Raw genomic sequence first — 24,267 nt, 5'->3', positions numbered from 1 at the left:
TCGCGAGCTCGCTCACGAGCCCTCCCCCGTGACACCTGTCCGGCGCGGGGCCAGGTGGGCCAGCGCCTCGCGCAGCTGCACCCGCCCCCGGTGGATGCGGCTGCGCACGGTGCCGAGCTTGATGCCCAGCGTGGCGGCGATCTCCTCGTAGGTGAGCCCCTCGATGTCGCACAGGACGACAGCCACCCGGAACTCCGGCGAGAGCGCGTCGAGCGCCGCCTGCACCTGCGGGTCGAGGTGGGTGTCCGCGTAGACCTGCTCGGGGCTCGGCGCCCGGCCCGGCAGCCGCTCGGTGTCGTCGGGCAGCGCGTCGAACCGGATCCGCTGCCGGCGGCGGACCATGTCGAGGAAGAGGTTCGTGGTGATGCGGTGCAGCCAGCCCTCGAAAGTGCCCGGCGAGTAGTCGGCCAGCGAGCGGAACACCCGGACGAAGGTCTCCTGCGTCAGGTCCTCGGCGTCCTGAGGGTTGCCCGAGAGGCGGTAGGCCAGCCGGTAGACCCGGGCCGAGTGGTCGCGGACCACCTGCTCCCACGTGGGCGCCACCCAGCCCTCCTGTTCCGCCGCGGCAGCAGCGGACGTCGGGGTGGTGGCCTCGGGCACGGCACCAGGATCGCAGACGGGACCGCCCACTACCTCCCCGGAGTCGGCGGGTCGGGACACGGGTCGCATCAGGCGCACGTCGTGATCAACGGACGGTGGGCACACCCGTGTTCCCGCGCACCGGGACTCCCAGGAGACGCACAGGTCCGCCCGCGCACTCGGGCACGGGGCCCCGGGCCACTACCCTCGGCCGGTGATGAGCGCCGATCAGCCGCCGCCCGCGGGCGGCACCGACCAGGGCGCCGCCTACGCCGACCGCTTCGCCGCCGAGTCGCCAGAGATGGTGGCCGCCCGGCGGCGCGCGCACTTCCTCTCCGGCGCCACCCCGGTGGAGCCGCCGGTGGGCGCCACCCTGGCCGTGCTGGCCGCGACGAGCGGCGCCCGCTCGGTCGTCTCGATCGGCAGCGGCGGCGGCCTGGCCGCGCTCTGGCTGCTGCGCGGGATGCGGCCCGACGGCGTCCTCACCGCGCTGGACGCCGATCCCGAGCAGCTCCGGGCGGCGCGCTCGGCGCTCGCCGAGGCGAAGGTGCCCGCCAGCCGGGCCCGGCTGATCTTCGGCACCCCCGGTGAGGTGCTCCCCCGGCTCTCCCCCGGCGGCTACGACATGGTCTGCTGCGCCGGCCCGCCCCGCGAGTACTCCGAGCACCTCGCCGCACTGCTCGGCCTGGTGCGGATCGGCGGCACGCTCACCTGCCACGGGCTGCTCGAGAGCGGCCGCGTCGCCGACCGCACCGCCCGCGACCCGCAGTCGGTGGCCTGGCGCGAGATCGCCCGCACGATCCGCGACGACGAGACGCTGCTACCCGCCGTCCTGCCGATCGGCACCGGGCTGCTGGTGGCCACGAAGCGCAGCTGAGCGTCATCCCCGCTCGAGCAGGTCGCGCAGACGAGCGAGGTCTGCGCGGTTGGCCCGCCGGACGGCGGCGGCGACGAACGGGGAGGCGAGGGCGGAGAAGCCCGCCGGACGGCCGCGGTTGCGCAGCGTCATCCGGGTGCTGCCCGGGGCGAGCTCCTCCCACGTGTAGGTGGTCTCCATGGGGAACGGTCCCTGCGCCGTGCGCATGACCAGCCGCTCGCCCGGCACGAGCTCCGCCACCTCGTAGGTGTAGGCCAGCCGTCGCCGGAGGAACCGGGCCACGAAGTCCACCCGCGATCCGACGGCGACGGGAGGAGGGGTCCGCCACTCGACCGAGTCGATGGCGCGGTACCACTCCGGCGCGCGACCGGGATCGCCCGCGAACGCCGCCACCTGGGCCCGCGGACGGTGGATGACCGCCTCCGTGACCACGTCGACGTCCCGTGCCACCGGGCCTCCTCGGGTGCTGTGAAGGGAAACCGACGACTTCCACCGTCCGGGGGCGGCCCCGGGGGTCTCAGAGGTAGGCGCGGACGCCCTTGCCCAGCACGGTGATGCCCCCGGCGCTCACGTGGTAGCGCTCGCGGTCCAGTTCGTGGTCGACGCCGATCCGCGCCCCGGCCGGCACGACGACGTTCTTGTCCAGGATGGCCCGGCGGACGTGCGCGCCCTCGCCGATGTAGGCGCCGTCCATGACCACGCTGTCCTCGACCCGGGCACCGCGCTCCACGCGCACCCCCGGCGAGATCACCGAGCCGTGCACCGAGCCGCCGCCGATGATGGCGCCCGCGCTCACCATCGACTCCTCGGCGCGTCCGCCCAGCACGAACTTCGCCGGCGGGCGCTGCGGCGGCAGCGTGTAGATCGGCCACCGGTCGTTGTAGAGGTTGAACACCGGCGACACCGACACCAGGTCCATGTGGGCGTCGTAGTACGAGTCGATCGTGCCGACGTCGCGCCAGTAGCCCTGGTCGCGCTCGGTCGCCCCCGGCACCACGTTGGTGGAGAAGTCGTAGACCCACGCCTCCCCGGCCTCGGCGAGCATCGGCATGATCGAGCCGCCCATGTCGTGCACCGAGCCGGGGTCCTCCGCGTCGGCGCGCAGCGTCTCCAGCAGGGCGTCGGTGGTGAACACGTAGTTGCCCATGGAGGCGAAGCTCTCCTCGGGCGAGTCGGGCAGCCCGGGCGGGTCCGCCGGCTTCTCCAGGAACCCGCGCACCTTCCCCTCGGCGTCGGAGTCGATGACGCCGAACTCGGTCGCCTCGCGCCGCGGCACCCGCAGCCCGGCGATGGTCACGCCCGCTCCGGTCTGCAGGTGCTGGTCGACCATCTGCGCCGGGTCCATGCGGTAGACGTGGTCGGCCCCGAAGACGACGACGACGTCCGGGCGCTCGTCGTAGATCAGGTTGAGGCTCTGGAAGATCGCGTCGGCGCTGCCGGTGTACCAGCGCGGGCCAAGGCGCTGCTGCGCCGGCACCGGGGTCACGTAGTTGCCCAGCAGGCTGGACATCCGCCAGGTCTGGGTGATGTGCCGGTCGAGGCTGTGGCTCTTGTACTGGGTGAGGACGGCGATGTGCCGGATGTCGCCGTTCACCAGGTTGGAGAGCACGAAGTCGACGAGCCGGTAGTTGCCCCCGAAGGGGACGGCCGGCTTCGCGCGGTCCTGGGTCAGCGGAGCCAGCCGCTTCCCCTCACCGCCCGCCAGGACGATGCCCAGAACCCGTGGACCGCCGCGCATCCCCGCAACGTAGCCGCTGGACCGCGCCCCCGCCGCACGCGGCCCCGCGCTCTCTCCCCTCGGCCCCGAACGGGTGACGTGCCGGAACGGCCTCGTCCAGGGCACCGCCCTGAGCACGTGACCGGATGGAACGGCCCCGCTGCAGGGACCCGTCGCGAGCCCGGTGACGTGCTGGAACGGCCTCGTCCAGGGCACCGCCCTGAGCACGTGACCGGATGGAACGGCCCCGCTGCAGGGACCCGTCGCGAGCTTGCGAGCGGCGGGGGGCAGCGGGGTCCTTCTAGGGTGGCGCCGTGCGCATCGGGATCGTCACGCGAGAGTGGCCGCCGGACGTCTACGGCGGCGCGGGGGTGCACGTCGAGCACCTGGTGGCGGCCCTGCGCGCCCTGCCCGACGGGACCGGGGGCGCGCAGGACCTCCAGGTCGACGTCCACTGCTTCGGCGGGCCGCGGCCGGACGCGACCGCCCACGCCGTGCCCGCCGAGCTCTCCGAGGCCAACGGCGCGCTGCAGGCGGTGGGCGTCGACGTCGGCATCGCCGCCGCGCTCGCCGGCGTCGACCTGGTGCACAGCCACACCTGGTACGCCAACACCGCCGGCCTCCTCGCCTCGCTGGTGCACGGCGTCCCGCACGTCGTCACGGCGCACTCGCTGGAACCGCGCCGGCCGTGGAAGGCCGAGCAGCTCGGTGGCGGCTACCGGCTCTCCTCCTGGGCCGAGCGCACCGCCTACCTGGCCGCCGATGCGGTCGTCGCGGTCAGCTCCGGCATGCGCGAGGACGTGCTCGCCGTCTACCCCGAGCTCGACCCGGCCCGGGTGCACGTGGTCCGCAACGGCGTCGACGCCCGGGCCTACCGGCCGGTACCCGCCCCTGACGTCGTCCGCCGGCTCGGCGTGGAGCCCGACCGGCCGTACGCGCTGTTCGTCGGGCGGATCACCCGGCAGAAGGGGCTGGTGCACCTGCTCGCCGCGGCCGACCAGCTGCCCGCCGACGCCGGTCTCGTGCTCTGTGCGGGGGCCGCCGACACCCCTGCCGAGCGGCAGCAGGTCGCCGATGCGGTCGCCGCCCTCCAGCGCCGCCGCGACGGCGTGGTCTGGATCGAGGAGATGCTGCCCCGGGAGCAGCTGGTCCCGCTCATCACGGGCGCGACGGTGTTCGTGTGCCCGTCGGTCTACGAGCCGCTGGGCATCGTGAACCTCGAGGCCGCCGCCTGTGGCACCGCCGTCGTGGCCAGCGCGGTGGGCGGCATCCCGGAGGTCGTCGACGACGGCCGCACCGGCCTGCTGGTGCCCTACGACGAGAGCGACCCGGCGGGGTTCGCCGCCGGCCTGGCGGCCCGCACCGGCGAGCTGCTGGCCGCTCCGGATCGCGCCGCCGCCATGGGTGCCGCGGGCCGCGCACGGGTGGTCGCCGACTTCGGCTGGGAGGCGATCGCCCGGCAGACGGTGGAGGTCTACGCGGGAGTCCTGGCCGCTCGGCGGTGACCGTCCGACCGGCCGGCCGCGGCGGGCGCGGTGAGAGGCCCCCACCCCTCGGCTGTCCGCGGTTCCCCGGCGCGTCGAGACTCTCCGCATGGTCCCGCCCCATGGGAGGGGCACCGGAACCGGCCCGCACAGGAGGACCGCATGCCGTCCCGCAGCCACTCCCCGCCCGTCCGCATGTCGCCGTGACCCAGCTCCGTCGCCGTCGGGCCGCCGCTGCGCGCGCCCGGGCGGGCCGCGGGGCCGTCGCCCCTGTCGTGGCCCGGTAGCGGACCACCGCCCGGAGCCGCCCCGACCACCTCGGCGGCCCCGCAGGCCCGGGACGCGCCTTCCTCCGGTTGGCGCTCCGGCAACCGGGGAAGCACACTGCCAGCCGGCCACCACCCACCGCCGCAACGCGCCGGAACCACCGGCGCCCCCGGCCACCTCAGAACAGGGGCGCACGTGATCCGCCTGTTGATCGCCGACGACCACACCGGGGTCCGGCTCGCGTTGGTGGACCTCTTCGGGTCCACCGACGACATCGCGGTCGTGGCCGCCTGCTCCGACGGCGACGAGGTCCTGCCGGCCGCCCGGTCCACCCGTCCGCACGTCGCCCTGCTGGACCACGTCATGCCCCGGATGACCGGCCTGGAGGCCGCCGCGCAGCTGCGCCAGGAGTGCCCCGACGTCAGGGTCGTCCTGCTGACCGGCACGGTCCTGACGAGCGTCATGGCGGAGGCCAAGGCGCTGGGCGCAGCCGGTTTCCTCTCGAAGGGCGAGGACTCCGACGCCCTCACCGACCACATCCGCGCCGTCGCCGACGGGGGCAGCGCCTGGCCGGAAGCTGCAGCCTGCGGAGGGTCTCGCTCCTGACGGGACCGGCTGGCGGGCGTGGTGCGGACCGGTCCGCTGCCGCCGCTGGGCCCCCAGCAGGCCGCGACGCTGTACCGCACCGCCAAGGAGACGCTGGCCAACGTGGTCCACCACGCCCGGCGGCCTGCGTCTGGGTGACGCTGGAGGCGGAGGGCTCCGGGCGGCAGACGACGGTCCGGTTAAAGGTGGCTGACGACGGCGTCGGCTTCGGCCCGGCCCACCGGGGCAGCCCCGACGGCCACCTGGGGCTGAGGCTCATGGCCGACCGGGTCGCCGCGCTGGGCGGCCGGCTCGAGATGGGCGATCGGCCGGGCGGTGGGGCCCGCATCGCGGTCCACCTCCCCGTCGACCACGAGGTGTGACGCGCACCCGCCCCTGAGCGGTGCCCCCCGGATGGGGGTGCAGGGATGCCCCAGGGCGCGGCTGCCGGGACGGGGTGCCGCAGGGCACCGTGTCCCCACCGCGCAGGACCGCGGCAGTGAACAGGAGAAGCCGAGATGGACGTCGCCGGGTACGGGCGCCGTGGCTGATCGCGCTCCCCGCCCGCCCGGGCGGCACGCGGCACCGCGCGCCGCGGTCCGGAACCGGTCGCCCCTGCGGGTGCGCCTGGGTGCCGCCGTCCTGGTCTGCCTGGTCCTCTCCGTGCTCGGCCTGTTCCCGGTCCAGCTGGTGCGCGTCGCGTCCGGCAGCATGGCGCCGACGATCGACGTGGGCGACCTGGTGCTGGTCCTGCGGTGGCCGGTGTCGGTGGACCGCTGGGACGTCGTCGTGGCCGACCCCGCGGAGCCGGGCGCCGCCCCGCTGGTCAAGCGGGTCGTGGCGCTCGGCGGGGAATCCGTCGCCGTGGAGGACGGCGTCCTCGTGGTGGACGGCGCGGCCGTCTGCGAACCCTGGAGCGATCCGGCGCGCCTGGACGGCGTGTGGTTCGGGCCGGTCACCGTCCCCGACGGCTCGGTCTTCCTGCTCGGCGACGAGCGGAGGGCTCCATCGACTCCCGCGTCTTCGGACCGGTCGACGAGTCGCGGCTCCGCGGGGTGGTGCTCGCCACGACCTGGCCCCGTCCGCGCACGCTGCCCACCACGCCCTGCTGACCCGTCCGGCTCCGCGCCCCGGACGGCCGGGACCGCCGGCGCTGGTACCTTTCTGCCCGCCGGCTCCGTGCCGGCGGTGCAGCAGCAGCGAAGTCCGGTGCGAACCCGGCGCTGTCCCGCAACTGTGAAGGTCTCCCACGGGGGCCGAGCCAGATCGCCTGCCCTGCGCCGTGCATCCGACCCTCGCGGCAAGGGTCGCGCATCGGGCCGTCGGACCAGCTCGGGCGACGACGCTCGCCGCCTCCCGTGGAGGCCCTCCTTGCCCGGCACTTCCCCCCGCGCGGCGCGGTCGAGCGCGTCCGCCCCGCGGCGGCGCTCTCCCGCCCTCGTCGGCCTGCTGGCCGCTCCCCTGCTCGCGCTCACCGCCTGCGGCGGGTCGTCCGGCACGGCCGCCGACGAGCCGGCCCCGTCGTCGGCCGCCGGCGACTTCCCGGTCACGGTCACCGGCGACAACGGCGAGGTGACCCTCGAGGAGCGCCCCGAGGACATCGTCTCCATGTCGGCCACGGCGACGGAGATGCTCTTCGCCATCGGTGCGGGCGACCAGGTCGAGGCCGCCGACGACAACTCGAACTACCCGGCGGAGGCCCCGACGACGGACCTGTCGGCGTTCACGCCCAACGCCGAGGCGATCGCGGGGTACGACCCCGACCTGGTGGTGCTCAGCAACGACACCAACGGCATCGTGGACGCCCTGGAGACCCTCGACGTCCCGGTGCTGCTGCTCGAGGCCGCCGAGGACCTCGACGACACCTACGGGCAGATCGAGCTGCTCGGCGAGGCCACCGGCCACCCGGAGGAGGCGGCCGAGGTCGTCGCCGACGTGCGCGACCGCATCCAGGCCGCCGTCGGCTCCGTGCCCGCGGACGCCGCTGGGCAGCGGGTCTTCCACGAGCTCGGCCCGGAGCTCTACTCCGCGGACAGCAGCACCTTCATCGGCAGCATCTACAGCATGTTCGGGCTGGAGAACATCGCCGACGGCGCCGCGGACGCCAGCGGCGGCTACCCGCAGCTCTCGGCCGAGTACGTCGTCGACCAGGCGCCCGAGATCATCGTGCTGGCCGACACGAAGTGCTGCGGCCAGAGCGCGGAGACCGTGGCCGAGCGCCCGGCCTTCGGCAGCGTCCCCGCGGTGGTGGAGGGCCGGATCGTGGAGGCCGACGACGACGTCGTGTCCCGCTGGGGTCCGCGCGTCGCGGACTTCGCCGAGACCGTCGCCGAGGCCCTGCAAGGCTGAGGACTTCCCCTGCATGAGCACCGCAGCCCCCGGCACCCGGTCCGGCCGCACCGCGGCCGGGCCGGGTGCCGTGCGGTCGCGGCGCTCCGCACTCCTCGCCGGGGCCGGCACCGCCGTCGTCCTGGGAGCTGCGGTGCTGGCCGGCGTGTGGGTCGGCGCGGTGCCGCTGCCGCCCGGCGCGGTCGTCGCCACGCTGCTCGACCGGGCGCTGGCGCCGCTGGGCCTGGACGTGCCCGGCGCCCTGGAGGGGACCCGCGCGGCGGTGCTGGTCGAGCTCCGCCTGCCGCGCGTGGTGCTCGCGGTGCTGGTCGGCGCCGGGCTCGCCGTCTCCGGCGCCGCCTACCAGGGGGTGTTCCGCAACCCGCTCGCCGACCCCTACCTGCTCGGTGCCGCGGCCGGTGCCGGTCTCGGCGCCACCCTGGTGATCGCCTACGCACCCGGGCAGCACGTCGGCCCGGTCGGGGTCGTCCCGCTGGCCGCCTTCGTCGGGGCGCTCGTCGGGGTGGGCTGCGCCCTGGCCCTGGGGCACGTCGCCGGCGGGTCGCAGAGCGCGTCGCTGCTGCTGGCCGGTATCGCCGTCGCCGCGTTCCTGGCGGCGGCGCAGACGCTGGTGCAGCAGCAGAACACCGACGACCTGCGGGAGATCTACGGCTGGCTCCTCGGGCACCTGGGCGGCGCCCAGTGGTCCGACGTCGGCCTGGTGCTGCCCTACCTCGGGGTGGCGGTGGGCACGCTGCTGCTGTGCGCCCGCCCGCTGGACGTGCTCGCCGTGGGCGACGACGAAGCCCGCTCGCTGGGCGTGCACCCCGGCCGGCTGCGGCTGCTCGTGGTGGTCGCCGCCTCGCTGGCCACCGCGTCCGCCGTCGCGGTCAGCGGGCTGATCGGCTTCGTCGGGCTGGTCGTGCCGCACGTCGTCCGGCGGCTGGTCGGCGCCGCGAACGCCCGGGTGCTCCCGGTGTCCCTGCTGGCCGGTGGGGCGTTCCTGGTGCTCGCCGACCTGCTCGCCCGCACCGTCCTGTCCCCCGCGGAGCTGCCGCTGGGGGTGGTGACCGCGTTCGTCGGCGCCCCGTTCTTCGCGGGCCTGCTGTGGGCGGGGGCGCGGCGGCGGTGAGCGGACGGGCTCCGGCACCGCAGCCCGGCGGCGGCGCGCGGGTGGAGGTGGTCGGCCTGGATGCCGGCTACGGACGGCGTCCGGTGCTCTCCGCCGTCCGGTTCACCGTGGCCGCCGGCGGCTGGCTGGGCATCATCGGCCCGAACGGGTCGGGGAAGTCCACGTTGCTGCGCTCGGTGCTGGGCCTGCACCCCCACGAGGGGGAGGTGCGCATCGACGGGCTGCCCCTCACCGCCATGCCGCGCCGCGACCGCGCCCGCCTGCTCGCCTACGCCCCGCAGCTCCCGGTACTGCCCGAGGGCGTCAGCACGCGGGACTACGTCCTGCTGGGGCGCACCCCGCACCGCCCGCTGCTGGCCGCACCCCGCCGGGTCGACCGGGAGGTCGTCGCCGACGTCATGGGCCGGCTGGAGCTCGAGGCCCTGGCCGACCGGGCCGTGGTCACCCTCTCCGGCGGGGAGCAGCAGCGCGCAGTCCTCGCGCGGGCGCTGGCCCAGCAGCCGCGGGTGCTCCTGCTCGACGAGCCCACCGCCGCCCTCGACCTCGGCCACGCCCAGCAGGTGCTCGACCTGCTCGACCGGTTGCGCCGGCAGGACGGGCTCACCGTGGTGAGCACGCTGCACGACCTCACCCTCGCCGGGCAGTACGCCGAACGGCTCACGCTGCTCGCCGAGGGGCGGGTGGTCGCCGAGGGGAGCCCGGAGGAGGTGCTCACCGCCGCGGTGCTGTCGGAGCACTACGGCGCCCGCGCGCGCATCGTCCCGGGACCGCACGGCCCGGCCGTCCTCCCCGTGCGCGGCGCCTGAGGCGGTCGGGACCCTGCGCGGCTTCGGGGCGCTCCCGGTCACCCTCCGCCGGTTCCTCGATGATCAGGTCACCTGGTCGTCCGGGGTCCTGGCTCACGGTCGACGGTGAGCCAGGACCCCGCCCGGTGAGCCAGGACCCCTTCGGCCGGACCGCCACCGGCTCCACGGGTCAGCGCGCCGCGCGGAAGCGGACCACGTCCCCGGGCCGCAGCTGCGCGGCCGGCGGCTGGTCCGCGGTGACGACGACGGCGAGCACCGGGTAGCCACCGGTGACCGGGTGGTCGGCCAGGAACAGCACCGGGGCGCCGTCCGGCGGCACCTGCAGGGCGCCGGGCACCAGCCCCTCGCTGGCCGGCTCGTCGTCCCGGGCCCGCACGAGCCGGGGCCCGGCCAGCCGCAGGCCCACCCGGTCGCTGTCGGCGCCCACCTCCCAGGCCCCCGCGAGCAGGGCCGGCCACGCGGCCTCGTCGAACCAGTCCCGCCGCGGACCGGGCAGCACCCGCAGCACCGGCCGCTGCGGCGGCGCGGCCACGGGGGCGACGTCCACGAACGGCTCCTCCCCCGCCAGCCCGCCGACCGGCAGCCGCGTCCCCGCCGTCAGCACGGCCGGACCGAGGCCGGACAGCGTGTCGGTGCTGCGCGACCCCAGCACCGGCGGGACGTCGATGCCACCCCGCACCGCGAGGTAGCTGCGCAGCCCCGCCCTCGGGGTCCCGAGCCCCAGCACGGCACCGGGTCGCAGCGTGGTGGGCGCGGCGAACGGCGCCGGCCGCCCGTCGACGACGACGGGGACGGGCGCACCGGTGACCGCCACCAGCAGGGTGCGCTCGGCGCGCACCCGCAGCCCCCCGGCCGTCGCCTCGAGCACCGCGGCCGCGGGCTCGTTCCCCACCAGCCGGTTGGCCAGCGCCGCCGCCGGCCGGTCCGCCGCGCCGGAGCGCGGCACGCCGATCGATGCCCAGCCGGTCCGGCCGGCGTCCTGCACGGTCGCGAACGGGCCGGGCGTGAGCACGGTGAGCACTCAGCCCACCTCCCGGAAGCGGACCGCCGTGCCGGGCGCGAGGAGCGCCGGGGGGTCCCGGTCGACGTCGAAGAGCACCGCGTCGGTGCGCCCGACCAGCTGCCACCCACCCGGGGACGCCCGGGGGTAGACCCCGGCGTACGGGCCGGCCAGCGCCACCGAACCGGCCGGCACCCGGGTGCGCGGGGTGGCCCGGCGCGGCACGTGCAGGTCCGCCGGGAGCCCGGTCAGGTAGCCGAAGCCGGGCGCGAACCCGCCGAAGGCCACGGTGAGCGCGGCGCCGGTCAGCGCGGCGACGACGCCCTCCTCCGTGCGGCCGGTGCGCCGGGCGACCTCGGCCAGGTCCGGCCCGTCGAACACCACCGGCAGCACCACGGGGTCGGGGGCCGGTCCCCCGTGCGGGACGGCGGGGGCCAGCCGGCGCAGGACGGCCACGTCGCGATCGGTCACCGGCCGGTCGAGCACGACCAGGACGGTGCGCGCGGCGGGCACCAGGTCCACCTGCCCGGACAGCGGTGCGGCGAGGAGCGCGGCGCGCAGGCCCGGCACGTCGGCGGGGTCGGCGACCTCGACGAGCACCGCGCGGTCGCCGTAGACCGTCGCGCGGCGGAGGCCCTCGCTGCCCGTCACCGCACCATGATCGGGCACCGGTCACCGCCCCGGCCCTGCGGATGGTCCGGGTCGGAGGGGCGACGCGGCGCGGGATGTGGATCCCGGTGTGCGGGCGGACAATCGGGTGTGACCATCGCGAGGCGGTTCGAGGCGGCGCTCGCGCAGCACCACGACCCCGCGCTGGCCGGGCCCGAGGCCCTGCCGCAGCGGCTCAGCCGGGCCTCCGCGGACCTGCTCGGGGTCGACGGCGCCGGTCTGACCCTCGTCGACGGCAGCGGCCGGCGGGTCCCGCTGGGCGCCAGCGATCCGGAAGCCGCCGGTGCCGAACGCATGCAGTTCACCGCCGGCGAGGGGCCGTGCGCGACCGCCGAGGCCACCGGCCAGCCGGTGTTCGCCGTCGAGGAGGACCTCCGGCGCCGCTGGCCGCTGTTCGCCGACCTGCTGCTGGGTAGCACGCCCTTCCGCGCCGTCGTCGCCCTGCCGCTGCGCCCGGGACCCGCCGGACCGGGGGCGCTCGACCTGTTCTTCACGCAGCCGGCCGACGTCGCCGCGCTCGACGTCTTCGAGGCGGTCGCGGTGGGGGAACTGGTGACGTCGGCGCTCAGCGACGCCGCGCTGTGGTCGACCTGGACGCCCGCGGCGGGGCCGGACTGGCTGCACGGGCCGGCACCGAGGCAGCGGGCAGCGGTGTGGGAGGCGGTGGGCGAGCTCAGCGTCGCCCTCGACGTCGACCCGGCGGAGGGGCTGGCCCTGCTCCGCACCGACGCCTACACGTCGGGGCGGTCCGTCGACGCGGTCGCCGCCGACCTGCTCGACGGCCGCCGCTCGCTGGAGGACCTGCGCCCGGCCGACTGACCGGTCACCCCGTGAACGGCCCGACCCGCAGCCCGGCCGCCTGCAGCGCCGTCCGCACCGACCGCGCGAGGTCCACCGCACCCGGGGTGTCCCCGTGCACGCACACCGAACCCACCTCCACGCGCACCGGGCTGCCGTCCACGGCGACCACGGTGCCCTCGGTGGCCATGCGCACCGCTCGCTCGGCCACCGCGGCCGGGTCGTGCACCAGCGCCCCCTCCGATCCCCGCGGCACGAGCGTGCCGTCAGGGGCGTAGCCGCGGTCGGCGAACCCCTCCGCCACGGTCGGCAGGCCGGCGTCCACCGCGGCGCGCAGCAGGAGCGAGCCGGGCAGGCCGAGGACGGTCAGCCCGGGGTCGTAGTCGGTGACCGCCTCGACGACGGCGCGCGCCTGCGCCGCGTGGTGCACCACGGCGTTGTAGAGGGCGCCGTGCGGCTTGACGTAGGCGCCCCGACCCCCGCACGCCCGCGCCACGCCGTCCAGCGCGGCCAGCTGGTACAGCACGTCGGCGGCCAGCTCGCCCGGCGCCACGTCGACGAACCGCCGCCCGAAGCCGGCGAGGTCCCGGTAGGACACCTGGGCCCCGATCGCCACCCCCGCGGCGACGGCGGCGGTGCACACGCGGCGCATCGTGACCGGGTCCCCGGCGTGGAAGCCGCAGGCCACGTTGGCGCTGCTCACGACCTCCAGCAGCGCGTCGTCGTCGCCCAGGCGCCAGACGCCGAAACCCTCCCCCAGGTCGGCGTTGAGGTCGATGCGGGGAGCGCCGGGTGCGGTCACGCGCGCAGTCTCGCACCGGTTCGGCCGCCCCGGCGCCGCACCGGCAGGGGAGCCGCCGAGGTGATCCTGCCGACCCACGACGAGGCCCTGCACGAGGTGGACCTCGGGTGGCACCCCACCGCGGAGCAGCTGCTGCGGCGCCCCGACCTGCCGGAACCCGAGCGGAGCTCCGACGGGGCGGATGACGTGCGCCACCGCGCCGGGGGCCGAGCGGCGGCCGTCGAGCGGCTGCGCGGGCTGGTCTTCCGGGAGGCGCCGTGGCTCGGCATCCGCTACGCCTTGTGACGGCGACATGTCGCCGTGTCGACATGATCACATGTCGACGTTCTGTACCGGCGCCCTCACCGCGCGTGTGAGAAGCTGCTGCCCGAGGCGGAGCGCGGACGACCCGTCGGGGGACGTCATGCTCAAGGGGGAACCATGCCCGGGACAGGTCCGATGCTGCCTGCGGACGCTCTCCTGGCCGCCCTGGCGGACACGGTGGTCGTCGCCGACGGCGAAGGACGCATCGCCTACGTGAGCCCGTCGGTCACGAGCTTGCTGGGGCACGACCCGGCCGCGGTCACGGGCCTCCCGCTGCAGGTGCTGATGCCCGAACGACTGCGCCACGGCCACACCGAGGGCTTCTCGCGGTACCGCGCGACGGGCGAGGGGAAGCTCGTCGGTGCGACCACACGGGTGCCTGCCCTGCACGCGGCCGGGCACGAGGTGCCGGTCGACCTGACGCTGTCCCGCCTGACGCCGATCGCCGGCGAGGAGATGGATGCCCTCGTGGTCGCCGTCCTCCGGGATGCCAGCACCACCATCCTGCTGGAGCGGCAGTTCGAGGTCAGCCGGTACCTGGCCGCGACGCTGCGGATCACGGCGGCGCTGACGGAGGCCCCCGACGCCGACGTCGCCTTCGCCGAGCTGCTGCCCACGCTCTGCACCGAGCTGGACTGGGACGCCGCCCAGCTGTGGCAGCCGGACGGCGATGGGAGCCGGCTGGTGCACGCCGGCACCTGGACCGCTCCGGGCGCAACGGTTCCCGCGCTGGAGGCCGACGCCGCCGGACGCACCTTCCGGCGGGGCGAGGGGCTGCCCGGCGAGGCCTGGCAGCAGCGCGCGACCGTCAGCGTCGAAGACTTCTCCGATGAGCGCGCAGTCGTCCGCGTGCAGGCCGCGCGGGACGACGGGCTGCGCACCGGCGTGGCGTTCCCGGTGTTCAGCGGCAACATGCTGCTCGCCGTCTGCGAGCTGTTCTCCACCACGCACCGGCCGGTGCCGCCCGAGCTGACCGAGGTGCTCTCCCACGCCGGCCGGCAGATCGGCCAGTTCCTCGCGCGGCTGCGCGCCGAGTCGGTGGTGCGCGAGCTGGCCGACACCCTGCAGCGCAGCCTGCTCCCCTCCCACCTGCCGACGATCCCCGGGGTGGAGCTCGCGGCCACGTACCGGGCCGGCGGCGGGACCGCCCTCGTCGGCGGTGACACCTACGACGTCACGCCCCTGCCCGACGGCCGGTGGATGGTCCTCATCGCCGACGTGTGCGGCACCGGGGCGGAGGCGGCCGCGGTCACCGCGGTCACCCGGCACACCGCTCGCGCGGCGGCCACGGGCAGCCCGGCGGAGATTCTGCGCGCGGTGAACGGCGCCCTCCTGCACGAGCAAGGCGCCGGACCGCTGCGGTTCGTCACCGCCTGCTGCCTGGTCCTGGAGCCGGCCAGGGAAGGCCTCCGGCTGCGCCTGACCGTCGCCGGCCACCCGCTGCCGCTGCTCACCACGTCCGAGGGCGGGGCGTGTGCGGTGGGCACCGCAGGGCGCCCCCTCGGCATCGACGCCGACCTGGAGCTGGGCGAGACCTCGCTGGACCTGCCGCCGGGGGCCACGCTCGTGCTCTACACCGACGGGGTCACCGAAGCCCGGGACGACGCCGGCCGGCAGTTCGGGGAGGACGCGCTGCTCCGGGTGGTCGCCGGCGCCCCGGTCGCCGACGCGGAGGCCGTCGTCGCCGCGGTCTCCGACGCGGTCGAGCGGCAGCTCTCCGGATCCCGCCACGAGCCCGACGACCTCGCCGTGCTGGCGCTCTCCGTCCCGCGCTGAGCCTGGTCCGCACGGCGGCGCTGGCTACGGTGGGCCGGTGGCGCGCGTGGTGGTCGTGGGAGCCGGGCTCGGCGGCCTGTCCGCCGCGGCCCGGCTGGCGGCCCTCGGCCACGCCGTCACCCTCGTGGAGCAGGCCGCCACCGTCGGCGGGAAGCTCGGCCGGTTCGCCCGCGACGGGCACGCCTTCGACACCGGGCCGAGCCTGGTCACCCTGCCGCAGGTCTACCGCGACCTGTTCGCCGCGACCGGCGGCCGGCTCGAGGACGCCGTCGACCTGGTCCGCCTGGACCCGGCGGTCGGCTACCGGTTCGCCGACGGCACCCGGCTGACCGTGCCCGGGCGCGCGGACGCCGTGCCCGCGGCCCTCGACGAGGCGCTGGGCCCCGGCGCCGGCGCGCAGTGGACCGCGCTCATGGAGCGGGCTGCCGCGATGTGGCGGATCAGCGAGCAACCGTTCCTGCGCACCCCGCTGGCCGGTGCGACGACGCTGGCCCGGCTGGCCCGCCGCCCGGCCGACGTCGCCGCGATCGCGCCCTGGCAGACGCTGCGCGGTCTCGGCCGGCGCCACCTGGCCCATCCCCACCTGCGCACGCTGCTGGACCGCTACGCCACGTACTCCGGCTCCGACCCGCGCCGCGCACCGGCGGTGCTGGCGACCGTCCCGTACGCCGAGCAGGCCTTCGGCTCCTGGTACGTGCGGGGCGGGCTGCACCGGCTCGGGCCGGCGGTGCTCGACCGGGCCCTCGCGCACGGCGCCGTGCTGCGCACCGGGTGCACGGCGCGGCGGGTCCTCGTGGCCGGTGGCCGGGTCGCCGGCGTCCAGCTCGCCGACGGCGGACGGCTGCCCGCCGACGTCGTCGTCTCGGGGGTCGACGCCACGGCCCTGCACGCCGGTCTGCTCGCGCCGGACCCCCGCACGCGACGCGTCCGGCGGGACCTGGCCCGCGCCACGCCCTCGCTGTCGGGGTTCGTGCTGCTGCTGGCGCTGCGCGGCCGGACCCCGGGGCTGGACCACCACACCGTCCTCTTCCCCGAGGACTACGACGCGGAGTTCGACGCCGTCTTCGGTACCGGACGCCACGCGGGCCGGCCCTGCCCCGTCACCGATCCGACCGTCTACGTCAGCGCGCCCGACGACCCCGCGCTGGTGCCCGACGGCGACAGCGAGTCGTGGTTCGTGCTGGTGAACGCGCCGCGGCACGACCCGGTGCACGGAGTGGACTGGGACACCCCAGGGCTGGCCGAGGGCTACGCCGACCGGGTGCTCGACGTCATGGCCCGGCGCGGGCTCGACGTCCGGGACCGGCTGCGCTGGCGGGTGGTGCGCACGCCTGCCGACCTGGCGCGCGGCACCGGCAGCGTGGGCGGGTCGATCTACGGCAGCTCCAGCAACGGCTCGCGCGCGGCGTTCCTGCGCCCGGGCAACGCCTCCCGCGTCCCCGGGCTGTTCCTGGTGGGCGGTTCGGCGCACCCCGGCGGCGGGCTGCCGCTGGTGGGGCTGTCCGCCGAGATCGTGGCCGGGCTCGTCGGCCCTGCCTGAGGCCGGCGGTCAGGTGGGCCGGACCGCCGTCACGGCGACGAGGGGCGCACCCGGTGCGATCCGCCGGGGCTCCCGCGGTCGCAGGCCGGCGCTGCGCAGCCCGGTCGTGAGGTCGTCGACCGCCGGCAGCGACATGTCGCCCTCCTGCGCCCGCAGCAGCAGGTCGAAGTGCCGGCTGAACAGCTGCGGCGTCGCCACCGTCGTGACGACCATCAGCGTGCCCCCCGGAGCGAGCCGCGCGGCCACGTCGGCGAACAGGGCGGCCCGCTCCCCGGCCGGGACGTAGTAGACGACGTTCGCCAGCAGCGCGAGATCGAACGGACGGTCGTCGGCCAGCCGCCGGACGTCGTCCTGCACGACCGTGGCCCGCGCACCGAGGCCGCGCTGCTCCAGCGTCCGCCGGGCGAGCGCCGCGGCGTCGGCGTCGGCGTCCACCCCGACCCCCTCGACCCCTGGCGCCGCGGTCAGCATCGTGGCCAGCTGCAACCCCGCGCCGCAGCCGACGTCGAGCACCCGCCGCGGCGCGACCGTGGCCACCACCTCCCGCAGGAGGTCGTCGACGAACGGCTCGAAGGCCGCCGAGATCCGCGCGATGACCGTTCCCTGCTCGGCGACGTCCCGCCGCCGGGGCCCGCCCGCCAGGAGCTCCCCGAGGTGGCGGTAGAGGTCGGTGTGGAACCCGGCGAACGCCTCGTAGGAGGCCCGGACCAGATCGTCGCCCACCACGGCCCGACCGGCGTCCGCCAGGTACCAGCGCCCGGCGTCCTCCCGCACCAGCCCGGCGGCGGCCAGCACCTGCAGGAAGGCGCCCAGCAGCGCCTCGTCGGGCACCCCGAGCCGGTGGGCGAGGTCGGGAGCCGCCGACGCCCCGCTCCCGACCGTGTCGAGGACCCCGGTGGCCAGCCCGGCAGCCCCGAGGTTCAACCGGACGGCGGCCTGCCCGTCACGCGTGGCGCGCAGGCGGGCACGGGCGTTCCCGGTCCGCAGGACGGTCAGCAGGGTCCGTGCGCCGAACAGCCGGGTCATGTCCGCTCCCACCGGTGGGCCGGGCCCCACTGTGCCGCGCCGGCGCGGCCGGCACCAGCCCCGCCCGCAGGTCAGCCGCGGGCGGCGCCGTACCCGAGCAGCGCGGCCAGCCCGAGCGCACTGCGCGGCTGGTAGGCCGTGCGCCACAGCCCGCCGTGCGCCGCCTCGTGGGCCTCGTCCTGCCACGGGTGCTCCTGGACCGGACCGCCGCCGGTGTGCAGGTCGTGCACCAGCAGCGCGGCCATGAGCACGTTCGAGGTGGCCGGCTCGAAGATCTCCACGCCGAACCGGTGGGCGCCGGCGTAGGCCGCGGCCAGCGCCCGGTTCTTCAGCACCGAACGGGTCCGCGTGGGCGGGGCGACGTTCATCGACACGGTGGCACCCGCCGCGCGCGCGGTGGTCGCCCGCCAGCGCTGCAGCCGCTTGGCCAGCGCGTAGTTGGGCCCCTGCTGGGCCACCAGGCTGTCGGCGATGCCCGGGTCGGTGCCGGGCACGTAGGCGCGTTGCAACAGCCGGCCGCCCGAGACCGTCCGCAGCGGGCGGCCCAGCAGCTTCGCCGTGCGCGTGCGGCGGGCGTACGCCTCGACCGACCGGGCCACCGCGTCGGCGGGGACGGCGAAGACGTCGGTCGGCGTGGCCAGGAACGCCAGGGCGAGCTCCGGCCGCTCCCCCACCAGGCGCACGGTGAGCGCGTCCACCGCCGTCGAGACCCGCACGTTGGTGGCGCCGTCGGCGTAGACGTAGTTGCCGAGCACGAGGTCGCCCGTCAGCCCGGCCGCCCACTCGGCGACCGCCGGCACCTCGGCGATCAGGTCCGCGCCGGCGCGCGCCGGGTCCGGCTCCGCTCCCGGCTCGTCCACCGGCACCAGCAGGGTGCCCGCGCCCCCGCGGGCGATGTCGAGTACCCGCTCCCAGAGCGGCGCCCGGGGCAGGTCCACGCCGGCGACGCGGGCTCCCCAGCGCAGCAGCGCGGTGAGCGGCCCCATCTCGGCACCGGCTCCCAGGACCACCACGGTGCGGCCCGGCAGCGACAGCCATTCCGGGTGCGCGGCGACCGCGCGCACCGCCTCCGCGCACGAGGGCTCCACGACGCCGGCGGCGACCCAGTCGTCCAGGCGGCGCAGCAGCGCATCTCCCCGCAGCCGCCCGCCGCGGAACGGCAGCGACAGCTCCCGCTCCGGCTCGGCGGTGCCGGTGATCTCCGCCGTGCGCAGCGCGCGGCCGGCGGGTGCGGTGGTCAGCTCCGCGAGCCCGGTCTCCCCCTCGGGTCCCGCCACCCGCATGCGCGCGTGCAGGGAGGTCAGCCCGGCGCCCGCGATGGACCGCGCCGCGGCGGGCGAGGGCAGGCCTGCCTCGACCAGCCGGCGGAAGTGCGTCAGGTACCCCGCCCGCCAGTTGGTCTCGCGCTCGGCGGCCAGCGCGCCGGCGGCGTCGACGGGGCGCAGCGCGTCCGCGACGACGGCCCGGCCCAGGGCCGCCGTGCTCCGCCGGCCGTCCGTCCCCGCGGGGAACACGACCCCCCGGTCCTCGCTCATGCGCCCTGCTCCATCGGCCCAGCTTCTCCCGGCTCCCCGGGCGCGGCCAGCGCAGGTCACCCCGGGGACCCGATCGGGTCGTCCGGAGCGCCACTGGGTTGAGTACGTCCGATTCTGGCTATGCCCACCCGCACCCACCGCCCTCCTGCCGCCCGCCCGCGCCGGGAGGGCGGTCGGCCCCGTCCACCGCGCCACGGAAGCGAGCCCGCCATGCCCCCTGCAGCCACCGACCTCTACGCGGCGGCCCTGCAGTCCGCGGGGACCGCGGACGCCCCCGCACCCGAACCGTGGTCGGTGCGGGACGCCGACGGCCGCACCTACTCGCTCGCCGGTGCCCTGGAGCGGTGGACCGGTGACGCGGACGAGGTCGACCGCCGCTTCCTGGCGCGGGCCCGGGGCACCGTCCTCGACGTCGGCTGCGGCCCGGGGCGGCTGGCCGCGGAGCTGACCCGCCGCGGGGTGCACGCCCTCGGCGTCGACATCTCGCCGACGGCGCTGAAGCTGGCCCGCCGCTCGGGGGCCACGGTGATCCGGCGGTCGGTCTTCGAGCCCGTCGTCGCAGAAGGGCTGTGGGGGACGACGCTGCTGGCCGACGGGAACATCGGCATCGGTGGGAACCCCACCGCGCTGCTGCGCCGCTGCCGGGTCATCGTCGCCCCCGGCGGCCTGGTGCTGGTGGAGACCGAGGGCCCTGGTGCGGGCCAGCGCACGACCCGCCTGCGGCTGGAACGGGCCGGCGAGGTGAGCTCCTGGTTCGACTGGGCGCACGTGGGGTGCGACGCCATCGAACGGATCGCCACCGGGGCCGGGCTGGCGCTCGTGGACTCCTGGGAGGACGGCGGCCGCTGGTTCGCCGCGCTCCGCCGCCCGCCGGTCCCCGGCGCCGCCTGAACACGTGGGACGACCCGGCCCCGGTCGACGGCGAGCTGCCGTCGACCGGGGCCGGGTCGTGCCCTGCGCGCGGCCGCCCGGAGGCGGCCCCGCGCCGAGATCAGCTGGTGGCGCCCTTCAGCGCCTCCGAGAGCGCGGCCGCCTCGTCGGGCGACAGCTCGACGACCAGACGCCCGCCACCTTCCAGCGGCACCCGCATGACCAGGCCGCGCCCTTCCTTGGTGACCTCGAGGGGACCTTCACCCGTGCGCGGCTTCATGGCCGCCATGCGTGCCTCCTTCGCCAGCCGCACGTCTGCCTCTTCTGGCAGGCGTGCGGTGTCCGATGCTGTGAGCTCCGCGGCAATGATCCCGCATGCGTGCGTTCCGTCCAACACGAGGCCCGTCAGGGTGACGTCGCGTCGTCCTCCGGCAGCGACGCGCGGAAGCAGCCGGTGACGTGGTCGTCGACCATCCCGGTCGCCTGCATGAGCGCGTAGGCCGTGGTCGGGCCGACGAAGACGAAGCCGCGCCGCTTGAGCTCCCTGGCCATGGCGACCGACCCGGGGCTCGTCGCGGGGACGTCGGCGAGCGTCGCCGGGCGGGCGCGCGGGCCCCGCGGCGCGAAGGACCAGAGCAGCTCCGACAGCCCCCCGGGGAGTTGCTGCGCCGCCCGCGCGTTGCCGATCGCCGCGTCGATCTTGGCCCGGTTGCGGACGATGCCCGCGTCGGCCAGCAGCCGGGCCCGGTCCTCGTCGGTGAACGCGGCCACGGCGTCGATCGCGAACCCGGCGAAGGCGGCCCGGAAGGCCGGCCGCTTCCGCAGGATCGTGATCCAGGACAGCCCCGACTGGAACGCCTCGAGGCACAGCCGCTCGAACAACGCGTCGTCGCCGTGCAGCGGCACCCCCCACTCCTCGTCGTGGTAGGCGACGTACTCGGGGGCGCTCGTGGCCCAGGCGCAGCGCAGCACGCCCCGGACGCTAGCGCCGGGCACCGACGTCCCGGCCGGGCAGCGGCGCCGGCCCCGCGCCAGTAGCGTCCCGGCTCGTGCGCGTCCTCGTCACCGGCGGTGCCGGCTTCATCGGATCGGCCGTCGTCCCCGCCTTCCGGGACGCCGGCCACGAGGTGCGCGTGCTCGACGCCCTGCTGCCCGCCGTCCACCCCGACTACCCCGACGGCCCCCCGGTGCCCGAGGAGGTGGAGCTGCTCGTCGGCGACGTGCGCGACGCGGCGGCGGTCGACCGCGCGCTGGACGGCGTCGACGCGGTCTGCCACCAGGCCGCGATGGTCGGCCTGGGCGTGGACGTGCAGGACATGCCCGCCTACGCGGGCATCAACGACCTCGGCACCGCGGTGCTGCTCGCGGCGATGGCCCGCGCCGGCACCGGCCGGCTGGTCCTCGCCAGCTCGATGGTCGTCTACGGCGAAGGGCGCTACTCCTGCCCCGAGCACGGGCCGGTCCCGGCCGCCCCCCGCCGGCGCGCCGACCTCGATGCCGGCCGCTTCGAGCCGCCCTGCCCCCGCTGCGGCCGGCAGCTGGGCTGGGACCTCGTCACCGAGGACGACGTCCCGGACCCCCGCAACACCTACGCCGCCACCAAGCTCGCACAGGAGCACCTCTCGGCCGCGTGGGCAGGCACGACCGGCGGCAGCGTCGTCGCGCTGCGGTACCACAACGTGTACGGCCCGCGGATGCCCCGGGACACCCCCTACGCCGGCGTCGCGTCCATCTTCCGCAGCGCGCTGGAGTCCGGCCGGGCTCCGGCGGTGTTCGAGGACGGCGGCCAGCAGCGGGACTTCGTGCACGTCTCCGACGTGGCCGCGGCCAACCTCCGCGCCCTGGAGCACCCGCCCGCGGAGTCCTCGCTGCGGGCCTACAACGTCGCATCGGGGCGGCCGCACACCGTGGGCGACATGGCCCGGGCCCTCGCCGACGCCATGGGCGGCCCGGAGCCGGTGGTGACCGGCGAGTACCGGCTCGGCGACGTGCGGCACGTGGTGGCCGGCCCCGACCGGGCGGAGGCCGAGCTGGGGTTCCGCGCGCAGGTCGACTTCCTCGACGGCATGCGCGAGTTCGCCACCGCGGAACTGCGCCCCGCCCCGCGCGGCTGAGCCGGGCCCGTACCCCCGCACCGCCGGCGACACGTTCGCGTCGACGGCGGACCACACCGAGGCGACGTCCAGGGTGCAGCACTCTAGGAGCCGGGGGCGTTGGGGCTGCCAGCGGCCTGCGGCCGGTGCGGTGCCGGCGCCCGCCTCAACCGGACGGCGTAGCAGAGGGCGGACAGGCCGAACAGCGCGGCCGTGACCAGCAGCCAGCGCTCCAGATAGGGCTCGATGGGCATGCCCGTGATCCCCGTGTAGTTCGGGCTGAGCCGGAAGATCAGCGGGAAGAAGAACACCAGCAGCAGCCCCGAGACGGCCGACGGCACCCGCACGAAGTTGATCCAGGGTGCGCGCGGCAGCTCCGTGGCGGGACCGCGCCACCGCCGCCAGGCGCGGATCAGCCCACGGTCGACGACGGTGTACAGCGGCAGCAGGACGAAGTCGTGGACGACAGCGGACCCGACCAGCCACACGGCGATGCCGATCGGGTTGGCCGGGAACAGTTTCAGCGCGGCGTAGCCGGCCACGGCCAGACTGACCAGCAGCGCCAACAGGTGGAGGGGATGCGCGCCGTAGCGCGCCCGGAAGCCGCGCATCACGACACGTGGAAGGTCATCCGGCTGACCCACTTGGTGTTGTGGACCCCCGGGTTGTTCGGCACGATCACCCGGGCCGGGTAGCCGTGGTCGAGCGAGAGGTCGGCGCCGTTGACCCCCAGGGCCAGCAGGCTGTCGGGATCGAGGATCTGGTTGCGCCGGAGGCTGGCGGCGCCGAACGAGCCGCCCTGCTGCAGTGACTCGACGCGCACGTACGCCGGCTCGGGGACACCGGCCAGCTCGGCCAGGTCACGCAGCCGCACACCGACCCAGGCCTGGTTCGTCGTCGACCAGCCCTCGACGCAGGCGATCGGCAGGTGCGAGGTGTGCTGGGTCATCGCCAGGAGGTCATCGCGGGTGAGGGTCGTCGGCGACCCTCCGCCGCGCAGGGTCAACCGCCAGCTGCTGCCGGTGTCCGACTCGCTGATCCCGCGGTACTCCGCCGTCTTGTTGACCTGGAAGCCGTTGGGGCCGGAGCCCAGGTCCTGGCCGCGCGGCGCCAGCAGTGCGGTGGACCGCAGCGCACCCCCGATGCTCTGCCCCGCCGTGAGCAGCAGGACCGCCAGCGAGCCGGCGCCGACCAGGCCGAGGGCTCCGCGCCGCGAGATCGTCGGCCGGGCCGGATCGGCGCTGACCAGCTCGTCCGGGTCGGGGGACTCGGGCGCGGTGTGGGCGGTGTCGGTGCGCAACTCGTCACGGAGCCGCCGCGAGCGCAGCGGGGCGACCATGACGCGGATCTTCAGGCCGATGTGCACGGCGAGCGCCGCGATGAACACCCAGGCCCCGTAGAAGTGCATCGTGTAGAAGGACGCCGGGAAGACGTACCAGTACTGGATGTTCAGCAGCCCGGTGACGAACTCGAAGACCGCGCTGCCGACGAGCAGCGCGATGGAGATCCGCTCGATGAACTGAGCCGGCGACCTGACCGGTGGCCACTCGAACAGCTTGTGGATGACCGACCAGAGCTTGCCGAGCAGGACCGGGATGAGGACGAGCCCGAGGATGACGTGGATGCCCTGCGTCACCCGGTACAGCCAGTAGGGCTCGGTGGGCCAGTCGAACAGGTAGAACCCGAAGACCCCCTTGCCCGGGGTCATGTCGTTGCCGGGTAGGTCCGGGTTGTAGGCGGCGTAGGACAGCAGTCCGGTGACGAACACGATCGGCAACCCGACGAGCAGCACGAGGTTGAGCACCGCGGTGAGCCACGGCCCGCGCACCGGGCTGCGCCAGTTCTCGCGCCGGAACGGGCCCGGCGGCGCATGCTGCCCGGTCACCCGCCGCCCTCCCGCCGTTCCGTGCTGCGATGCGCCGGCCGCTGCCTGGCCGTCGGGGCGATCGGCCATCGGGCTCACGGCTCCGTCCTCGAGTCGGGTGGGCGCGGGCATCCCCCGTGACGGTGCTCAGCGGGACGACCCGGACGTGCGCTCTCGAACCTAAGCGGTGCGACCTGACCCCGCCTGGCGGACGGG

25 protein-coding genes are annotated in these 24,267 nt (G+C 76.2%); 13 read left to right on the top strand and 12 right to left on the bottom strand.

What is annotated here, in order from left to right; translation table 11 throughout:
- Positions 1-12: 12 nt before the first annotated feature.
- Positions 13-600, bottom strand: coding sequence for an RNA polymerase sigma factor SigE (gene sigE / locus BMW62_RS06075; RefSeq protein ID WP_091929960.1), 588 nt, complete (start codon positions 598-600; stop codon positions 13-15).
- A gap of 196 nt (positions 601-796) precedes the next feature.
- Between sigE and BMW62_RS06070 the strand changes: the two genes are divergently transcribed.
- Complete coding sequence (locus BMW62_RS06070; RefSeq protein WP_170852234.1) at positions 797-1,456, top strand: O-methyltransferase; 660 nt, start codon at positions 797-799, stop codon at positions 1,454-1,456.
- 3 nt (positions 1,457-1,459) lie between these two features.
- On the opposite strand, the gene BMW62_RS06065 is transcribed toward BMW62_RS06070, so the two are convergent.
- Positions 1,460-1,906 carry an SRPBCC family protein gene (locus BMW62_RS06065; protein ID WP_211435006.1) on the bottom strand — a complete coding sequence of 149 codons (447 nt, stop codon included), beginning with the start codon at positions 1,904-1,906 and terminating at the stop codon, positions 1,460-1,462.
- Positions 1,907-1,973: 67 nt separating this feature from the next.
- The gene (gene glgC, locus BMW62_RS06060; RefSeq protein ID WP_091929958.1) at positions 1,974-3,194 is read right to left on the bottom strand and encodes a glucose-1-phosphate adenylyltransferase; all 1,221 of its coding nucleotides are present in this window, start codon (positions 3,192-3,194) and stop codon (positions 1,974-1,976) included.
- A gap of 293 nt (positions 3,195-3,487) precedes the next feature.
- Here glgC and glgA point away from each other — a divergent pair, with 293 nt between their 5' ends.
- From glgA to BMW62_RS06035, 6 genes are all read left to right on the top strand, one after another.
- A complete protein-coding gene (glgA, locus tag BMW62_RS06055; RefSeq protein ID WP_091929957.1) occupies positions 3,488-4,678 on the top strand; it encodes a glycogen synthase in 1,191 nt (396 codons plus the stop codon).
- 441 nt (positions 4,679-5,119) lie between these two features.
- Positions 5,120-5,530 (top strand): response regulator, encoded by a 411-nt coding sequence (locus BMW62_RS22490; protein WP_170852233.1) that lies wholly within the window; start codon positions 5,120-5,122, stop codon positions 5,528-5,530.
- A gap of 134 nt (positions 5,531-5,664) precedes the next feature.
- On the top strand, positions 5,665-5,892 hold the full coding sequence (locus BMW62_RS22485) for an ATP-binding protein (protein WP_348271451.1): 228 nt from the start codon (positions 5,665-5,667) through the stop codon (positions 5,890-5,892).
- A gap of 988 nt (positions 5,893-6,880) precedes the next feature.
- On the top strand, positions 6,881-7,858 hold the full coding sequence (locus BMW62_RS23120; RefSeq protein ID WP_244523867.1) for an ABC transporter substrate-binding protein: 978 nt from the start codon (positions 6,881-6,883) through the stop codon (positions 7,856-7,858).
- Positions 7,859-7,871: 13 nt separating this feature from the next.
- The gene (locus BMW62_RS06040) at positions 7,872-8,969 is read left to right on the top strand and encodes a FecCD family ABC transporter permease (RefSeq protein WP_091929954.1); all 1,098 of its coding nucleotides are present in this window, start codon (positions 7,872-7,874) and stop codon (positions 8,967-8,969) included.
- Positions 8,966-9,775 (top strand): ABC transporter ATP-binding protein, encoded by an 810-nt coding sequence (locus BMW62_RS06035; protein WP_091930087.1) that lies wholly within the window; start codon positions 8,966-8,968, stop codon positions 9,773-9,775. The genes BMW62_RS06040 and BMW62_RS06035 overlap by 4 nt, the downstream gene beginning before the upstream one ends.
- 169 nt (positions 9,776-9,944) lie before the next feature.
- Here BMW62_RS06035 and BMW62_RS06030 read toward each other — a convergent pair whose 3' ends face one another.
- Positions 9,945-10,796 (bottom strand): 5-oxoprolinase subunit C family protein, encoded by an 852-nt coding sequence (locus BMW62_RS06030; protein ID WP_091929953.1) that lies wholly within the window; start codon positions 10,794-10,796, stop codon positions 9,945-9,947.
- Complete coding sequence (locus tag BMW62_RS06025; RefSeq protein ID WP_091929952.1) at positions 10,797-11,426, bottom strand: 5-oxoprolinase subunit B family protein; 630 nt, start codon at positions 11,424-11,426, stop codon at positions 10,797-10,799. It abuts the gene before it with no gap.
- A gap of 108 nt (positions 11,427-11,534) precedes the next feature.
- Between BMW62_RS06025 and BMW62_RS06020 the strand changes: the two genes are divergently transcribed.
- The gene (locus tag BMW62_RS06020) at positions 11,535-12,263 is read left to right on the top strand and encodes an ANTAR domain-containing protein (RefSeq protein WP_244523866.1); all 729 of its coding nucleotides are present in this window, start codon (positions 11,535-11,537) and stop codon (positions 12,261-12,263) included.
- Between the two features lie 4 nt (positions 12,264-12,267).
- On the opposite strand, the gene BMW62_RS06015 is transcribed toward BMW62_RS06020, so the two are convergent.
- On the bottom strand, positions 12,268-13,044 hold the full coding sequence (locus tag BMW62_RS06015) for a LamB/YcsF family protein (protein ID WP_091929951.1): 777 nt from the start codon (positions 13,042-13,044) through the stop codon (positions 12,268-12,270).
- A gap of 60 nt (positions 13,045-13,104) precedes the next feature.
- Between BMW62_RS06015 and BMW62_RS06010 the strand changes: the two genes are divergently transcribed.
- The 3 genes from BMW62_RS06010 to crtI all read left to right on the top strand — a co-directional run bounded on the left by BMW62_RS06010 (position 13,105) and on the right by crtI (position 16,663).
- Entirely contained in the window at positions 13,105-13,329 is a 225-nt protein-coding gene (locus BMW62_RS06010; protein WP_091929950.1) for a hypothetical protein, read from the top strand.
- 135 nt (positions 13,330-13,464) lie between these two features.
- Entirely contained in the window at positions 13,465-15,123 is a 1,659-nt protein-coding gene (locus BMW62_RS06005) for a SpoIIE family protein phosphatase (RefSeq protein WP_091929949.1), read from the top strand.
- Between the two features lie 37 nt (positions 15,124-15,160).
- On the top strand, positions 15,161-16,663 hold the full coding sequence (gene crtI / locus BMW62_RS06000; RefSeq protein WP_091929948.1) for a phytoene desaturase family protein: 1,503 nt from the start codon (positions 15,161-15,163) through the stop codon (positions 16,661-16,663).
- 9 nt (positions 16,664-16,672) lie between these two features.
- Here crtI and BMW62_RS05995 read toward each other — a convergent pair whose 3' ends face one another.
- Complete coding sequence (locus BMW62_RS05995) at positions 16,673-17,689, bottom strand: SAM-dependent methyltransferase (protein WP_091929947.1); 1,017 nt, start codon at positions 17,687-17,689, stop codon at positions 16,673-16,675.
- Positions 17,690-17,760: 71 nt separating this feature from the next.
- On the bottom strand, positions 17,761-19,224 hold the full coding sequence (locus BMW62_RS05990; RefSeq protein ID WP_091929946.1) for a hypothetical protein: 1,464 nt from the start codon (positions 19,222-19,224) through the stop codon (positions 17,761-17,763).
- A 210-nt stretch (positions 19,225-19,434) separates the two neighbouring features.
- Between BMW62_RS05990 and BMW62_RS05985 the strand changes: the two genes are divergently transcribed.
- The gene (locus BMW62_RS05985; RefSeq protein WP_211435005.1) at positions 19,435-20,115 is read left to right on the top strand and encodes a class I SAM-dependent methyltransferase; all 681 of its coding nucleotides are present in this window, start codon (positions 19,435-19,437) and stop codon (positions 20,113-20,115) included.
- Between the two features lie 100 nt (positions 20,116-20,215).
- Here the strand turns inward: BMW62_RS05985 and BMW62_RS05980 are convergent, their stop codons facing one another.
- Together BMW62_RS05980 and BMW62_RS05975 are read right to left on the bottom strand one after the other, a co-directional pair.
- Positions 20,216-20,383 carry a DUF3117 domain-containing protein gene (locus BMW62_RS05980; protein WP_012947303.1) on the bottom strand — a complete coding sequence of 56 codons (168 nt, stop codon included), beginning with the start codon at positions 20,381-20,383 and terminating at the stop codon, positions 20,216-20,218.
- Between the two features lie 116 nt (positions 20,384-20,499).
- Complete coding sequence (locus tag BMW62_RS05975) at positions 20,500-21,066, bottom strand: DNA-3-methyladenine glycosylase I (protein WP_244523865.1); 567 nt, start codon at positions 21,064-21,066, stop codon at positions 20,500-20,502.
- Between the two features lie 77 nt (positions 21,067-21,143).
- On the opposite strand from BMW62_RS05975, the gene BMW62_RS05970 reads away from it, so the two are divergent.
- Positions 21,144-22,208, top strand: a complete 1,065-nt coding sequence (locus BMW62_RS05970; RefSeq protein ID WP_091929943.1) for an NAD-dependent epimerase/dehydratase family protein — start codon at positions 21,144-21,146, stop codon at positions 22,206-22,208.
- A gap of 83 nt (positions 22,209-22,291) precedes the next feature.
- On the opposite strand, the gene BMW62_RS22480 is transcribed toward BMW62_RS05970, so the two are convergent.
- The gene (locus BMW62_RS22480) at positions 22,292-22,798 is read right to left on the bottom strand and encodes a hypothetical protein (protein WP_091929942.1); all 507 of its coding nucleotides are present in this window, start codon (positions 22,796-22,798) and stop codon (positions 22,292-22,294) included.
- Positions 22,798-24,072 (bottom strand): molybdopterin-dependent oxidoreductase, encoded by a 1,275-nt coding sequence (locus tag BMW62_RS05960; RefSeq protein WP_211435004.1) that lies wholly within the window; start codon positions 24,070-24,072, stop codon positions 22,798-22,800. The genes BMW62_RS22480 and BMW62_RS05960 overlap by 1 nt, the downstream gene beginning before the upstream one ends.
- Between the last annotated feature and the right edge of the window lie 195 nt (positions 24,073-24,267).

Origin of the sequence: Blastococcus sp. DSM 46786 (assembly GCF_900109665.1) — a bacterium.
Classification (GTDB): Bacteria; Actinomycetota; Actinomycetes; order Mycobacteriales; family Geodermatophilaceae; genus Blastococcus; species Blastococcus carthaginiensis.
The sequence above is the reverse complement of the archived record's forward strand: the minus strand, read 5'-3'. Positions and strand labels throughout refer to the sequence as shown.